A 15,280-nucleotide genomic window follows, 5' to 3' on the forward strand; every position below is an offset into this window, starting at 1 on the left:
TTAACCTCCTGTGGTGACCTGAAATCCTGCTTGCTCCGCCATCTCCCGAAACAGAGCGATCTCTTGCACCGACGGCGCGGGAATATCTTTCATCATCCATGATTTTCCAAGCAGCCGGTATTTCGGCTCGCCGTACTGATGAAACGGTAGCAGGTGAACCTGCTTTATTCCTAATGATCTCAACAATGTTAACGCGCACTGCAGATTCTCTGCGTTAAGCGTAAAGCCAGGAATCAACGGCAAACGAGGGATCACCGTGATTCCCTCGCTAACCAGTAACCGTAAATTCTCCAGTACGCGCGGCAGATTCATGTTGATCACCTCGCGCGCCCGCTCCGCATCCATAATTTTCAGATCAAACAATACCTCATCACACGCCCTTGCCAACGGCAGTAGACGGCTGGCCGACGTATCGCCAGCCGTTTCAATAGCACAAGGAACGCCCCAACGCCGCAATCGCTGTAAGAAGCGCGTGGCGAACGGCGCCTGCATCAGCACTTCGCCGCCAGAAAGCGTCACCCCGCCGCCGGAAGTACGAAAGAAGATGTCGTCTTTCAGCACTTCGCGTTCCAGTTCATCCAGCGTAATATCACGCCCAATACGCTCAAACGCGCCGGAAGGACATTCGTCGGCATCCCGCAGACACGGCGTGCAACGCAGGCATTTATTTTCCCGGCGCACCGTTTCAATGCGCGGCGAGATAGATTCCGGATTAGCGCACCACGGACAGGTATGCGGACAGCCCTTAAAAAAGACCACCGTACGAATCCCCTGCCCGTCATTCAGCGAATAGCGCTGGATATTGAAGATACGCGCGGTCTCCTCATCGCGCGCCCCCACAACCTCACAACTGATGCGCGGTGCGGCGAATAATGTCATCCTGAATCTCCTTCGACAGCTCGACAAAGAAGGCGCTGTAGCCCGCCACGCGCACCACCAGCCCCGCAAAATCCTGAGGCCGTAGCTGCGCTTCGCGCAATGTGTCGGCATTCACCACATTAAACTGGATGTGCTGCAGTTTGAGCTGGGTAAACGCGCGCAGGAAATCCGCCAGCTTGCGCAGTCCCGCCTCTCCTTCCAGAGTCGCAGGAGTAAACTTCACGTTCAGCAACGTACCGTTCGACAGCAGCGTGTTATCCAACTTACTTACTGATTTTAGTACCGCCGTCGGCCCTTGCATATCCTGTCCGAGCATCGGCGACAGGCCGCCATCCGCCAGCTGTTCTCCGGCAAAACGCCCGTCCGGTGTCGCGCCGACCACCGCTCCCAGCGGCACATGCGCGGAAACCGTGTATGAACCCGGCGTAAACTGGCCGCCGCGCGGATTCTGGTATTTTTCCACCTCTTTGCAGTAATACCGCAGCAGTTCGGCGCTGATGTTATCGACATTATCAATGTCGTTGCCATATTTTTCGAAGCGGTTGATAAGCCTGGCGCGGATCTTTTCCCCTTCTGGCGTGGCGAAGTTGTTTTTCAGGATCGACAGCAGCGCATCAAAACTCAGGCGCTGCTGATCGAATACCAGCCCATTGAGCGCATGAAGGGAATCACTCAGGTTGGCGATACCGATGCCCTGTACGCCCGAAAAGTTATAGCGCGCGCCGCCGTCGGTGATGTCTCGCCCTTTCTCCAGGCAGTCGCTGATAAACGAAGAGAGCAGCGGCACCGGCGCCCAGTCACGATGACCGATATCGCAAATATTGCTGCCTTCTACCATTAGTGTAATGTAGTGACTGATTTTGGCGCGAATATGCGCCAGCAACGCCTCATAAGTAAGAGTGTCGTTGCCCTCATTTTCATACAAGCTGATTTCCATCACTTTCAGCAGATTAAACATGGCGATGTCATGCAGCCCGTAGGTTCTGCCCGGAATCGACAGCTCAACACATCCCACCACCGCATAATCGCGCGCATCCTCCAACGACACGCCACGGTTAAGGAACGCGGGAACCACCACTTCGTCATTGAAAATCTGTGGAATGCCGGTACCGAGGCGAATGGTCTCGGCGGTCTTGAGCAGGAACGGCGTATCAATCAGCGCGTTAGTGCGCACGCCGAGATTCGGCTGCGGCAACTGCACGCTCTGGTAGGCATCCAGGCAGAGAAAAGAGAGCACGTTTACCGCGCTGCGTCCGCTTTCCGTCAATCCGCCCAGCAGCGCGGTGTAACCCGTCGGGAAACCGGCAAAATAGCGCGCGCTACTGGTGGAACGCAGCAGCACGATATCGTTGCATTTCACCCACAGCGACTCGAGCAACTCTTTCAGGAACGCCGGATCGTCGCCCTGAGTGAGCGAAGTCTGATAAAACGGCAGCATGTACTGGTCGAAGCGCCCGAGCGACAGCGAACTGGCGTTGGACTCGTACTGCAAAATAATGTTCATGTACCAGAACAGCTGACATGCTTGCCAGAACGTCTGTGGTTTGTGCTGCGCGTTATGCCGCGAATTGGCGGCAATGGTGAGCAGTTCCTGACGACGACGAGCGTCCGGGCAGCGCTCCGCCTGCTGTTCCGCCAGTACGGCATAACGCAGGATGTGGCGTTGCGATGCCTCAAGTAACAACAGCGCGGCCTGATAAAAGTCGTTTTCCGGCTGTTGCTCGCAGCGCGCGCGCATCTGCGCCGCCAGTTCACCCAGCCCGTTATTGAGCAAGCGTGGATAATCAATAATGATATGCCCCTGCCCTTTATCCGTCTGGTTAATGCTAAAAATCTGGGTGCTGACGGCGGCTTTCACCTCATCGGTCATCTGCCCGTTAATAAAATCTTTCATCGACCGTTTTTCCCAGTACGGGAATAGAACCTCACGATAGAGGCGCTTATCCTCTTCGCTGATATCAAAACGGTCCTGCGGACGCGTCGGGAACCGATCCAGCTCGTTAAGCAGCCAATACGGGTCCATTTCCGGCGACATAATACCCGCGCGCGGCTTAACGGTTCGGTTTCCGGCAATCAGCTCCTCGTCACGAATCGAAATTTCAACATGTTCAAGGATATACGCCGTCGCTTTGGCGCGGCGCAAAATGACCGGTTCGCCCTCCGTCTGCTGATGGCTGGCGGTATAAAGCAGCGCGCGCTCCAGAGAAATTTCACGGTGATTCTGAAACAGAGCGGCTTTGAGGCGTTGAATACGATGGGTCATGAGGAGCTCCTGTGGACACGAGCGCCGGATGGCGGCATAAATCTCTTATCGGGCCTGTGAGCAGGCCCGATAAACTTGCGCCATCGGGCATTTTAACGTTACGCGGTTTGCGAAAGATGGGCGTCAATCTTGTTCATAATGGCGTCGGCGCGTTTTACCGCGTCGCTGATATTGACGCGAACGATAGTTTTACCCGCAAACCGCTCTTCGAACTTGATGCCGATATCTTTAGTCAAAATCACCATATCGGCGCTCGCCACATCCTCTGCCGTCAGTTCATTTTCCAGCCCAATCGAGCCCTGAGTCTCCACTTTTACATCCCAACCTTTCGCTTTGGCTGCGCTTTCCAGCGCTTCAGCCGCCATATAGGTATGCGCAACACCAGAAGGACACGCGGTTACTGCAATAATTTTAGTCATGGCTTATTCCTCGCTTAATTCATCTCAAAATCTAAATCCAGGTCGTCTTCTTTTTCGTCAACTTGCGACACATTCTTACGCGTCAGGCTTTTCAGCACGTTAACGCAGACTGCCGTTACCACCGCGCCCACGGCGACTGCCGCGACATAACCCAGCTTGCCTTCCACGACTGGCAGAACAATTAAACCGCCCCAACCGGCATAACACTGCGCGCCAAACAGCGCGGCCATTACCGCACCGCAAGCGGAGCCCACCATAATGGATGGGATCACGCGCAGCGGATCGGCAGCGGCGAAAGGAATCGCCCCTTCCGTTACGCCCACGCAGCCCATGACCAGCGCGGCTTTACCGGCTTCGCGCTCTTCAACAGAAAAATTCTTGCGGCCAATCAGCGTCGCCAGCCCCAGTCCCAGTGGCGGTACGCAGATGCTCACCGCGGCGATAGCCACCACGGTATATACGCCCTGCGCCACGCAAATCAGCATGAACGCATAAGCGACTTTGTTAACCGGGCCGCCCATATCAAAAGCCAGCATCAGCCCCATGATCACCGCCAGCAGCACGATGCTGCCCTGCTGCATCCCTTGCAGCCATTGGGTCAGGCTGCTTGTCAGCGCACCGATCGGTTCGCCCAGCCCCCACATCATGATGCCCGCGGTGATAAAAGTGCCAACGATGGGAATCACAAAAATAGGCATCACAGAACGCAGCACCTTATGCACCGGGATTTTCTTCAAGTAATGCACCACGATCCCGCCGATAAGTCCGGCGATAAGTGCCCCGAAAAAGCCCGCGCCGAAGCTGTTACCCACCCAGGCACCAATCGCGCAAGGAGCCAGCGCGGAGCGTTCGGCAATGGAGTAGCCGATGTATGCGGCAAGGAAAGGCACCATCAGCGTCAGCCCGGCGACACCGATATCAAACAGTTTTTTAAGATTCGGATCGGTGGCGGCATCGGGTACGGCGCCCTTGCCATATAGCATGACGGAGACTGCCAGCAAAATTCCGCCAGCCACCACAAAGGGGATCATATGCGAAACACCGGTCATCAGGTGCTGGCGGGTATTTTTCAGGATCTGTACCAACTCTTTCATAAGTCGCTCCCGGGCTGGATAAAGCCCATGTCCATAAAGTTACTGCGGAAAACAATAGGCAATCCATTGCCGCGCAGACAGTGGATAAAAAGGCCATTTACTGGATTTTTGTAATATCAGTATAAAAATGCGATCCGCTTCATAACTTCTGAAAAAGGTAAAACCCGCGCTACCACGCTAAGTTGTGAGACAACTCGCACTTTTTGCGCTACATTACATTTATCCAGCTTTTGACAGATTTGTCACATGGCGTATTCCGGCTACCTCCTTTTATGCTGTAGCGAGAGAATCGTTATGGGAGAGAGGCAATGCCCCTGATTGTGGAATTTACCTGTGAACTGCCGAATGGCGTACATGCGCGCCCGGCAAGCCACGTAGAAACGCTGTGTAATACCTTCACGTCGCAAATTGAGTGGCACAACCTGCGCACCGATCGCAAAGGCAGCGCCAAAAGCGCGCTGGCGCTGATTGGCACCGACACGCTGGCTGGCGACCACTGTCAGCTGGTGATTTCCGGTGCCGATGAACAGGTTGCCTGTCAGCGTCTGAGTCAATGGCTGCGCGATGAATTCCCACTCTGCGACGCGCCGCTGGCGGAGATTAAAAACAGCGAACTGGAGCCGCTTCCGGCGTCGTTGACCCAGCTGAATCCGCAGATTTACCGCGCCCGTAGCGTGTGTAGCGGCAGCGCGGGCGGCGTACTGACGCCACTCTCTTCCCTGGATCTCAATGCGCTCGGCGAACTCCCGACCGCCAACGACACAGAGACGGAACAAGCCGCGCTGGACAATGGCTTAGCGATGTTGATAAAGCATATTGAGTTTCGTCAGCTCGACAGTGACGGTGCCGCCAGCGCGATTCTGGAAGCCCATCGTTCGCTGGCAGGCGACGCTTCACTGCGTCAGCATTTACTGGACGGCGTTCTGCGCGGTTTAAGCTGCGCGCAGGCAATCGTGGAAAGCGCGAACCATTTCTGCAATGAGTTTGCTCGCGCCAGCAGCAGCTATTTACAGGAACGCGCGCTGGATGTTCGTGACGTTTGCTTCCAGTTACTGCAACACATTTACGGTGAGCGGCGCTTTCCGGCGCCGGGCCAGTTGACCCGGCCATCTATCTGTATGGCGGAAGAGTTGACGCCAAGCCAGTTCCTCGAACTGGATAAAACCTTTCTCAAAGGTCTGCTGTTAAAAAGCGGCGGCACCACTTCGCACACGGTGATTCTCGCCCGCTCATTCAACATTCCCACCCTGGTTGGCGTGGAGATTGAGGCCTTAACACCGTGGCGTCAGCAGACGGTTTATATTGACGGCAACGCAGGGGCGATTGTCGTTGCGCCTGACGAGCCTGTCACTCGTTACTATCAGCAGGAAGCCCGCGTGCAAGACGCCCTGCGCGAACAGCAGCGCATCTGGCTGACCCAGGAAGCGCGCACCGCTGACGGCATCCGCATGGAGGTCGCCGCCAACATCGCGCACTCCGTCGAGGCGCAAGCGGCCTTTAGTAACGGCGCGGAAGCGGTTGGCCTGTTCCGCACAGAAATGCTGTATATGGACCGCGCCTGCGCGCCGGACGAAAACGAGCTGTACAATATTTTTTGCCAGGCTCTGGAGTCCGCAAAGGGACGCAGCATTATTGTGCGCACAATGGATATAGGCGGCGATAAGCCCGTTGATTATCTGAATATTCCTGCCGAAGCCAACCCATTCCTCGGCTATCGCGCCGTCCGTATTTATGAAGAGTACGCTTCTCTGTTTACCACCCAGCTACGCTCGATCCTCCGCGTGTCCGCCCACGGCAACCTGAAAATCATGATCCCGATGATCTCCTCTATGGAAGAGATTCTGTGGGTCAAAGAGAAGCTGGCGGAAGCCAAACAGCAGCTGCGTAATGAACATATCCCGTTCGATGAGAAGATCCCACTCGGCATTATGCTGGAAGTGCCGTCGGTGATGTTCATCATCGATCAATGCTGTGAAGAGATTGATTTCTTTAGTATTGGTAGTAACGATCTAACACAATACCTGCTGGCGGTAGACCGTGATAACGCCAAAGTCACTCGTCACTACAACAGCCTGAATCCCGCCTTCCTGCGCGCGTTGGATTTCGCGGTGCAGGCGGTACATCGTCAGGGCAAATGGATTGGTCTGTGCGGCGAACTGGGGGCCAAAGGTTCGGTTCTGCCATTGCTGGTAGGTCTGGGGCTGGACGAGATCAGCATGGGCGCGCCGTCGATTCCCGCCGCCAAAGCGCGGATGGCACAACTCGACAGCCGAGCCTGCCGCCAGTTGTTGAATCAGGCGATGGCCTGCCGCACCTCGCTGGAGGTGGAGCATCTGCTGGCGCAGTTCCGCATGTCGCAGCAGGATGCCCCGCTGGTTACCGCCCAATGCATAACGCTTGATAGCGACTGGCGCAGCAAAGAGGAGGTGATTAAAGGCATGACCGACAATCTGCTGCTGGCGGGCCGCTGCCGCTACCCGCGCAAACTGGAAGCCGATCTATGGGCGCGCGAGGCGGTATTCTCCACCGGACTGGGCTTTAGCTTTGCCATTCCGCACAGCAAATCGGAACATATCGAACAGTCCACCATCAGCGTGGCGCGCCTGAACGCGCCGGTACGCTGGGGAGATGACGAGGCGCAGTTCATCATTATGCTGACGCTTAACAAACACGCCGCGGGCGACCAGCATATGCGTATTTTCTCGCGCCTGGCCCGCCGCATCATGCACGAAGAATTCCGCAACACGCTGGTTAACGCCGCTTCCGCCGACGCTATCGCCAGCCTGCTGCAACATGAACTTGAACTGTAAAGGAAAGACTATGGAACTCTATCTGGATACCGCTAACGTGGCGGAAGTTGAACGTCTGGCGCGCATTTTCCCGATTGCCGGCGTCACCACCAATCCAAGCATTGTGGCAGCCAGCAAAGAATCTATCTGGGATGTGCTGCCCAGGCTGCAAAACGCCATCGGCGAAGAAGGCACTTTATTTGCGCAGACCATGAGCCGCGACGCGAAAGGGATGGTGGAAGAAGCCAAACGACTGAATAACGCCATCCCCGGCATTGTGGTTAAAATTCCGGTGACCGCCGAAGGTCTTGCAGCGATTAAATTGCTGAAAAAAGAAGGCATCGTGACGCTGGGCACCGCCGTCTACAGCGCATCGCAGGGCCTGCTGGCGGCGCTGGCGGGCGCAAAATATGTCGCTCCCTACGTCAACCGCGTTGATGCGCAGGGCGGCGATGGCATTCGTATGGTTCAGGAGCTGCAAACGCTACTGGAACATCACGCGCCCGACAGCATGGTACTGGCGGCCAGCTTTAAAACGCCGCGGCAGGCGCTGGATTGCTTACTGGCAGGTTGCCAGGCGATTACCCTTCCTTTAGATGTAGCGCAACAAATGCTCAATACGCCTGCGGTAGAGTCGGCAATAGAGAAGTTTGAGCAAGACTGGAAAAACGCTTTTGGTAATCTGAACCTGTAGGAGAGAAATGTATGGATCGCATTATTCAGTCACCAGGTAAGTATATTCAGGGTGCAAACGTCATCGCGCGTCTTGGCGATTATTTAAAACCAATGGCGAACAACTGGCTGGTTGTGGGCGATAAATTCGTGCTGGGATTTGCCGAAGAGACGCTGCGCAAAAGCCTGACGGATGCCGGTTTGTCAGTAGAAATCGCCCCGTTTGGCGGCGAATGTTCGCAAAATGAGATCGACAGGCTGCGCGCCGTCGCCGAAAAAAGTCAGTGTGGCGCCGTACTGGGTATCGGCGGCGGTAAAACGCTGGATACCGCCAAAGCGCTGGCGCACTTTATGAACGTCCCGGTCGCTATCGCGCCGACCATCGCCTCTACCGACGCACCGTGCAGCGCACTCTCGGTTATTTATACCGATGCCGGTGAGTTTGACCGTTATCTGCTGCTGCCGCATAACCCGAATATGGTTATTGTCGATACGCAGATAGTGGCGGGCGCGCCGGCGCGTCTGCTGGCAGCCGGTATCGGCGATGCACTGGCGACTTGGTTTGAAGCGCGCGCCTGCTCACGCAGCGGCGCCACCACAATGGCGGGCGGCAAGTGTACACAGGCCGCGCTGGCGCTGGCGGAGCTATGCTATAACACGCTGATCGAAGAAGGCGAAAAAGCCATGTTGGCCGCCGAACAGCACGTCGTCACGCCAGCGCTGGAACGCGTCATCGAAGCCAACACCTACCTGAGCGGGGTCGGTTTTGAAAGCGGCGGTCTGGCCGCAGCGCACGCGATTCATAACGGTTTAACGGCGATTCCGGATGCGCACCACTATTATCACGGTGAGAAGGTCGCTTTCGGTACGCTGACGCAACTGGTGCTGGAAAACGCGCCGGTCGAAGAAATCGAAACCGTTGCGGCGCTGTGCCATTCCGTTGGCCTGCCGATTACGCTGGCGCAACTGGATATTAAACAGGATATCCCGGCCAAGATGCGCACCGTCGCGGAAGCCTCCTGCGCAGAAGGTGAAACTATTCATAACATGCCTGGCGGCGCAACGCCGGATGAAGTGTACGCCGCGCTGCTGGTCGCCGACCAGTATGGTCAACGCTTCTTGCAGGAATGGGAATAAGGTCTGAGCAATACTCCTGACGATAGTCAGGAGTATTTCAGCTTGCTGACACAACAGAATTCATTTGCCGAATGTCGACACAGGCACCTTATCTGGCCTTGTTATCCAATCATCCAGGCCGGGTAAGCGAAGCGCCATCATCAGGTATTCCATAGCCTGGAATCAGTCCATTTTGTCCTGAAATAGACTTTTTTATCACGCACCATTCTCTCCGCGGAAAGTCAAATGACGTACTGACACACTTCACGGACGAAGAAGATGAAATTCGCACAGGCGCTTATCGGTATTCTTGCTGCTTTTTTTATTAGCCATATCTCTCATCATTCGCCACGCTCTGATACCAGACCAATAACCGTTCAGGCGCAAACTAATGCTGCAATCGCCCAAAGTGCCGGGACACAAATAGGTAAGACGCTATTTTATGATGCTGCCTATGTTCGTCTGGATTATCCGAATGGCGATCTTCCGCTGGAGCGTGGAGTATGTGCAGATGTCGTCATCCGCGCGCTACGCAGTCAGCAGGTTGATTTACAGAAACGGGTACATGAAGACATGCAGGCGCATTTCTCTGCCTACCCGAATAACTGGAAGCTGAAACGCCCGGACAGCAATATCGACCATCGCCGCGTTCCGAATCTGGAAACCTGGTTCCAGCGTCAAAACAAAGCGTTGCCGGTGACAGATAAATATAGCGATTATCAACCGGGAGATATTGTCTCCTGGCGGCTGGATAACGGCCTTGCGCATATTGGCGTGGTGTCCCTGAACGTCACGCCTGAAGGGGTGCCGCTGGTTGTGCATAACATAGGCGCGGGAGCACAGGAGGAAGATGTATTATTTAACTGGAAAGTCACGGGGCATTTTCGTTATTTTTCGCATTAAACGCGGAAAACGTCAGCGACTACCGAATAGCAGCCGCTGACGAATTAACCTGTCAGATTATTGCAGATCGAAACGGTCCAGGTTCATCACTTTCACCCATGCCGCGACGAAGTCCTTCACAAACTTCTCGTGCGCATCGCTACACGCGTAAACTTCCGCCAGCGCGCGCAGTACGGAGTTGGAACCAAACACCAGATCGGCGCGGGTCGCCGTGTATTTCACCTCGCCAGTCAGACGATCCCGGCCTTCGAACAGCTCATTAGATTCGTCGGTCGGTTTCCACTCGTAACGCATATCCAGCAGATTAGCGAAGAAGTCTGTGCTGAGCACGCCCGGTCTGTCGGTAAAGACACCGTTCTGGCTGCCGTCAAAGTTGGTTCCCAGCACACGCATCCCGCCAACCAGTACCGTCATTTCCGGCGCGGTCAACGTTAACTGCTGCGCTTTATCAATCAACAGCGATTCGGTCGTCGACACATCCAGACGCGCACGATAGTTACGGAATCCATCGGCAATCGGTTCAAGCAGCGAGAACATCTCGATGTCGGTCTGATCCTGACGCGCATCCACCCGGCCCGGCGCAAAAGGTACGCTGATGCTGACACCCGCAGCAGCGGCCGCCTGCTCGATACCGACCACGCCCGCCAGCACAATAATATCGGCCAGCGAGGCTTTATTCGTCGTTTTCTGGATCTCTTCTAATACCGGCAGAACGCGAGCCGCAACGGCGTTGACATCCCAGTCGCGCTGAGGCGCTAATGCCAGACGCGCGCCGTTAGCGCCGCCACGCTTATCGCCGCCGCGGAAAGTAGACGCGGATGCCCAGGCAACCGAAACCATCTCGCTAATAGAAAGCCCGGATGCAGCGATCGCCGCTTTCAGGTTGATAATGTCTTCCTGCGTTGGCTGGTAGAGCGGTTGCGGCAACGGGTCCTGCCAGATCAGATCTTCTTTCGGCACTTCCGGTCCGATGTAACGCGCTTTTGGTCCCATATCTCTGTGCGTCAGTTTGAACCAGGCACGAGCAAAGGCTTCATTAAAGGCCTGCGGATCGTTAAGGAAACGACGGGAAATCTTCTCGAACTCCGGATCAAAACGCAGCGTCAGGTCGGTGACCAGCATGGTTGGCTTACGTTTTTTCGACGGATCGAACGGGTCCGGGATGATATCCGGCGCATCAACCGCTTCAAACTGGATAGCGCCAGCCGGACTACGGGTTTGTACCCACTCATATTTGAACAGGTTCTCGAAGAAATAGTTGCTCCACTGGGTCGGCGTCTGCGTCCAGACCACTTCCAGCCCGGAGGTGATAGCATCCGCGCCAACGCCGCTACCATAGCTGCTGGCCCAACCTAAGCCCTGCGCTTCAATCGGCGCGGCTTCCGGATCGGCCCCTACATGGGATGCCGCTGCCGCGCCGTGGGTTTTACCGAGGGTATGCCCGCCAGCGATCAACGCCACGGTTTCTTCGTCGTTCATCCCCATATTGCCAAAGGTAGCGCGAATGGCGGCGGCGGCAGAAAGTGGTTCGCCGCTGTGATCCGGCCCTTCCGGGTTAACGTAGATAAGGCCCATCTCGGTCGCGCCCAGCGGCGCTTTTGCCAGCGCTTCAGGGTGTCGGTGAGTCAACCAGGCTTTTTCATCGCCCCAGTTCACATCCAGATCCGGTTCCCAGACATCTTCACGCCCGGCGCCGAAACCGAAGGTACGGAAGCCGGAGTTTTCCAGCGCCACGTTACCCGCCAGAATAAACAGGTCAGCCCAGGAAATTTTCTGGCCATATTTCTGCTTAATCGGCCACAACAAACGACGCGCCTTATCCAGGCTGACGTTATCCGGCCAGGAGTTAAGCGGCGCAAAACGCTGTTGACCACGACCCGCGCCGCCACGACCATCAATAGAACGGTAGGTGCCAGCGCCATGCCAGGCCATACGAATAAACAAACCGACATAGCTGCCCCAGTCGGCGGGCCACCATGGTTGTGAATCGGTCAGCAGCGCCTTGAGATCCCCTTTCAGGGCGGAGTAGTCTAACTTGCTAAACTCTTTGCGGTAGTCAAAGTCTTCACCCAGCGGGTTAGAACGGTTGGAATGTTGATTCAAAAGATCCACGCGAAGCTGGTTCGGCCACCAGTCGCGGCTGGCAGTCCCTGCGCCTGCGCTTCGGTCATGCCCCCCCTGATGGAAAGGACATTTTCCAGTGGATAACGTGTTATGGGTATCGTCGGTCGTGCTCATATCTCAGCTCCCTTTTAAAGTGTTACCGTTACGATATACACCAGGAGCAAATAGATATAGTTGAATTAATCCACAGATTCGATAGCTAATACCTTTTATATTTTTAGTTACAGAGATGTAGATCAATATGAGTTGTAATAAAGCTCCCGGCAGGGAGCTGGAGGTTATAAACCCGGTCTTACGCCCAACGTGTGGCAAATGGCATAACTCATTTCCGCACGATTCAACGTGTAGAAGTGGAAATCCTTCACTCCTTCGCGACTTAAAATTTTCACCATGTCCATCGCAATGTTAGCGCCCACCAGCTTGCGGGTTTCTGCGTCATCATCCAGACCCTCAAACATCAGTGACATCCAGGACGGAATGCGGACATTGGTCATATCGGCAAATTTTTTCGCCTGTTTAAAGTTAGACACCGGTAAAATGCCGGGAATAATTTCTACGTCGATACCGGCGGAAACACAGCGGTCACGAAAACGCAGGTAGCTTTCCACATCGAAGAAAAATTGGGTTATCGCGCGGTTAGCGCCAGCATCCACTTTACGCTTCAGATTAAGCAGATCGGCCTGCGCGCTTTTCGCTTCCGGATGTACCTCCGGATAGGCCGCTACTGAAATATCGAAATCGGCCACCTCTTTGAGCAAACCAACCAGATCGGCGGCGTACATCTCCGGCTTACCGCTGCCCGGCGGCAAATCGCCGCGCAAAGCGACAATGTGGCGGATACCGTTATTCCAGTAGTCGCGGGCGATGGTGCGCAGTTCATCGCGGGTGGCGTCAATACAGGTAAGGTGCGGCGCGGCCTCAAGCCCAGTACGCTCTTTAATGCCTTTAATAACGCTATGAGTGCGGTCGCGTTCCCCGGAGTTGGCGCCATACGTTACCGAAACAAACTTCGGTTTCAGACTGCTCAGGCGATCGATGGAGTTCCACAGGGTTTGCTCCATTTCACTGGTGCGCGGCGGGAAAAATTCAAACGAAACGTTAATCTGACCCTGTACTTCCGCCAGGCTCTGATTCAGGGCTTCCCGCTGGTTGGCGTGAAAAAAGCTCATACCTTACCTCATCAATCGCATGTTATTATTTGTTGTGTTGTAAACATCTATCCGTTTAGACGTCCAGATGTAAAAATGACGGAAAAGCAGAAGGACGTCAACTGAAAAATCACGCCAAAGAATGAGGAATATTCAGCAAAGTTGAATTTTCTTCATGTCACGCCGCGGCACTGAACGCGCCGCGGCAGGGGAAATTACTTCTTCACATCCGCAACGCGCATCCCTTTGAGCTGCTCATCCGTGATGGTGTTGCCCGCCTTAAAGTAATCGACTATCGCATTCGACACATAGTAGCCGCCGGAGGTATTCCGCGCCTGGCCTTCCGTGAATGCCGCAAAACCATCGCCGCCGTCGGCAAGGAAGCTGTTGGTAGCGATGTGATAAACCGTAGCATCGTCAATCGGCTTGCCATTGAGCGTCAGCACTGTAACCCGCTGGCCGACAGGTTTGCTGCTGTCATACTTCATCTCCAGCCCTTTAGACACCTGCAATACGCCGTTGCTTAATCCGGCGCCATGCTCCATCAGGCTGCGCAATTGTTTACCGGTTAAATCCATCGTGACCAGTTCATTAGGGAACGGGAAGGTACTGATTACCGCACCCATCGTCACCGCGCCAGCCGGGATTTCGTTGCGGATACCGCCAGAGTTAGTAAGCGCTAGCTGGGTGTCTTTCCCCGCCGTAAAAAGCAGCGCATCCGCCGCCAGATTCCCCAGCGACGACGATTCGCCATACGCGCGGGTCAGCTCAACCGGCGACTGCGCCACCGTTTGCTGCACGACTTTATCGAGCTTTTTGTTCCAGCCGTCGATCACCTGTTTCGTTTGCGGATCTGGCTTCCACTCATCAGCAAAAATGGTCTTCAGCTCGAAGTTCTTCACGGTAAACTGATGCGGCTTTTCCTGGTAGTCCAGCACCAATTTGCCGACATCAATGCCGCCGCTGTCCGTTGAAAGAATCAGCGTATTACCGACTTTAATCGGTTCCGGCGTACCGACATGCGCGTGGCCGGTAATCAAAATATCCAGCCCTTTTACCTGACTTGCGGTCTGAATATCTTTATCCAGCGCGCGTCGCACATCGGTATTCCCCATGCTGGACTGGCGGGCCGGGGTGCCTTCGTGGATCAGCGCGACGGTCAGATCGACTTTACCTTTAAGTTCATCAATGTAACGTTGCAGCCACTTAATCTCATCGCGTGCCTCAATGCCCACGCGCGTCGCGGCAGAAACCGTATCATTAAAAGCAAAGACACCGTGTAAGCCGATTACGCCAATCTTGACGCCATCTTTTTCAACAATGGTGTACGGCTTATCCCAGAAGGATTTACTGCTGTCCTCATAAAAAATATTGCCCTGTACGATAGGGAATTTCGCCCGGCTCAGTTGCAACAATGTATTGTCCCAGCCATGATCGAACTCATGATTACCGATAGTGGCAGCGTCATACTGCATGGTATTCAAAATATCGATAATCGCTTTACCCTTCGTCAGGCTGCTGATATACGGTCCGGTAAAGTAATCTCCGGCATCAAAAAACCACGTCGCCTTATTTTTGGCTTTTTCCTGCTTCACCAACGTGGTGATATTGGCCCAACCGCCAATATCGCGTTTACCGTCAGCAATCCACGGCACTTTATAAGGCTCCACATGAGCGTGTAGATCGTTGGTGTAAATAATGGTGACATCTTTGGCGCAGGCCCAGAACGGCAGCGTGAACAAAATACCGGCAGCAAGCAGTTTTACTTTCATAAATAAGTCCCTTTCAGTCATATAAAGATTCGCTACGTTACATTCTGAAAGGTTTTTTTATGTGAGAGTCCTCACACCCGCGTACCGTTTTATGAAGGCAG

General features: G+C 54.7%; 11 protein-coding genes. 4 read left to right on the plus strand and 7 right to left on the minus strand.

Translation table 11 applies throughout. From position 1 onward, the window contains the following. From HV477_RS20050 to HV477_RS20065, 4 genes are all read right to left on the minus strand, one after another. Positions 1 to 879, minus strand: a complete 879-nt coding sequence (locus tag HV477_RS20050) for a [formate-C-acetyltransferase]-activating enzyme (protein WP_000171724.1) — start codon at positions 877 to 879, stop codon at positions 1 to 3. Next, on the minus strand, positions 845 to 3,142 hold the full coding sequence (locus tag HV477_RS20055) for a formate C-acetyltransferase (protein WP_000149714.1): 2,298 nt from the start codon (positions 3,140 to 3,142) through the stop codon (positions 845 to 847). Before HV477_RS20055 ends, HV477_RS20050 begins: the two co-directional genes overlap by 35 nt. 98 nt (positions 3,143 to 3,240) lie before the next feature. Then, positions 3,241 to 3,561 (minus strand): PTS fructose-like transporter subunit IIB, encoded by a 321-nt coding sequence (locus tag HV477_RS20060; protein ID WP_000161258.1) that lies wholly within the window; start codon positions 3,559 to 3,561, stop codon positions 3,241 to 3,243. A gap of 14 nt (positions 3,562 to 3,575) precedes the next feature. Next, positions 3,576 to 4,655, minus strand: coding sequence for a PTS fructose transporter subunit EIIC (locus HV477_RS20065; RefSeq protein ID WP_000661597.1), 1,080 nt, complete (start codon positions 4,653 to 4,655; stop codon positions 3,576 to 3,578). Between the two features lie 308 nt (positions 4,656 to 4,963). Here HV477_RS20065 and ptsP point away from each other — a divergent pair, with 308 nt between their 5' ends. The 4 genes from ptsP to HV477_RS20085 all read left to right on the plus strand — a co-directional run bounded on the left by ptsP (position 4,964) and on the right by HV477_RS20085 (position 10,135). Then, positions 4,964 to 7,465 (plus strand): phosphoenolpyruvate--protein phosphotransferase, encoded by a 2,502-nt coding sequence (gene ptsP, locus HV477_RS20070; RefSeq protein WP_079899251.1) that lies wholly within the window; start codon positions 4,964 to 4,966, stop codon positions 7,463 to 7,465. 10 nt (positions 7,466 to 7,475) lie between these two features. Then, on the plus strand, positions 7,476 to 8,138 hold the full coding sequence (gene fsa, locus HV477_RS20075; protein ID WP_000424866.1) for a fructose-6-phosphate aldolase: 663 nt from the start codon (positions 7,476 to 7,478) through the stop codon (positions 8,136 to 8,138). A gap of 11 nt (positions 8,139 to 8,149) precedes the next feature. Further along, positions 8,150 to 9,253: a glycerol dehydrogenase gene (locus tag HV477_RS20080; RefSeq protein ID WP_000374031.1), complete on the plus strand. Its 1,104-nt coding sequence runs from the start codon at positions 8,150 to 8,152 to the stop codon at positions 9,251 to 9,253. A gap of 258 nt (positions 9,254 to 9,511) precedes the next feature. Continuing rightward, the gene (locus tag HV477_RS20085) at positions 9,512 to 10,135 is read left to right on the plus strand and encodes a DUF1287 domain-containing protein (protein WP_000666689.1); all 624 of its coding nucleotides are present in this window, start codon (positions 9,512 to 9,514) and stop codon (positions 10,133 to 10,135) included. Positions 10,136 to 10,192: 57 nt separating this feature from the next. Here HV477_RS20085 and katG read toward each other — a convergent pair whose 3' ends face one another. The 3 genes from katG to HV477_RS20100 all read right to left on the minus strand — a co-directional run bounded on the left by katG (position 10,193) and on the right by HV477_RS20100 (position 15,179). Continuing rightward, entirely contained in the window at positions 10,193 to 12,373 is a 2,181-nt protein-coding gene (katG, locus tag HV477_RS20090) for a catalase/peroxidase HPI (RefSeq protein ID WP_000108105.1), read from the minus strand. A gap of 164 nt (positions 12,374 to 12,537) precedes the next feature. Continuing rightward, the gene (gene metF / locus HV477_RS20095) at positions 12,538 to 13,428 is read right to left on the minus strand and encodes a methylenetetrahydrofolate reductase (RefSeq protein WP_000007507.1); all 891 of its coding nucleotides are present in this window, start codon (positions 13,426 to 13,428) and stop codon (positions 12,538 to 12,540) included. 194 nt (positions 13,429 to 13,622) lie between these two features. Then, positions 13,623 to 15,179, minus strand: a complete 1,557-nt coding sequence (locus tag HV477_RS20100) for a bifunctional UDP-sugar hydrolase/5'-nucleotidase (RefSeq protein WP_000865261.1) — start codon at positions 15,177 to 15,179, stop codon at positions 13,623 to 13,625. Positions 15,180 to 15,280 lie beyond the last annotated feature (101 nt).

This window comes from Salmonella sp. SG203, from assembly GCF_013350575.1.
GTDB lineage: Bacteria > Pseudomonadota > Gammaproteobacteria > Enterobacterales > Enterobacteriaceae > Salmonella > Salmonella enterica.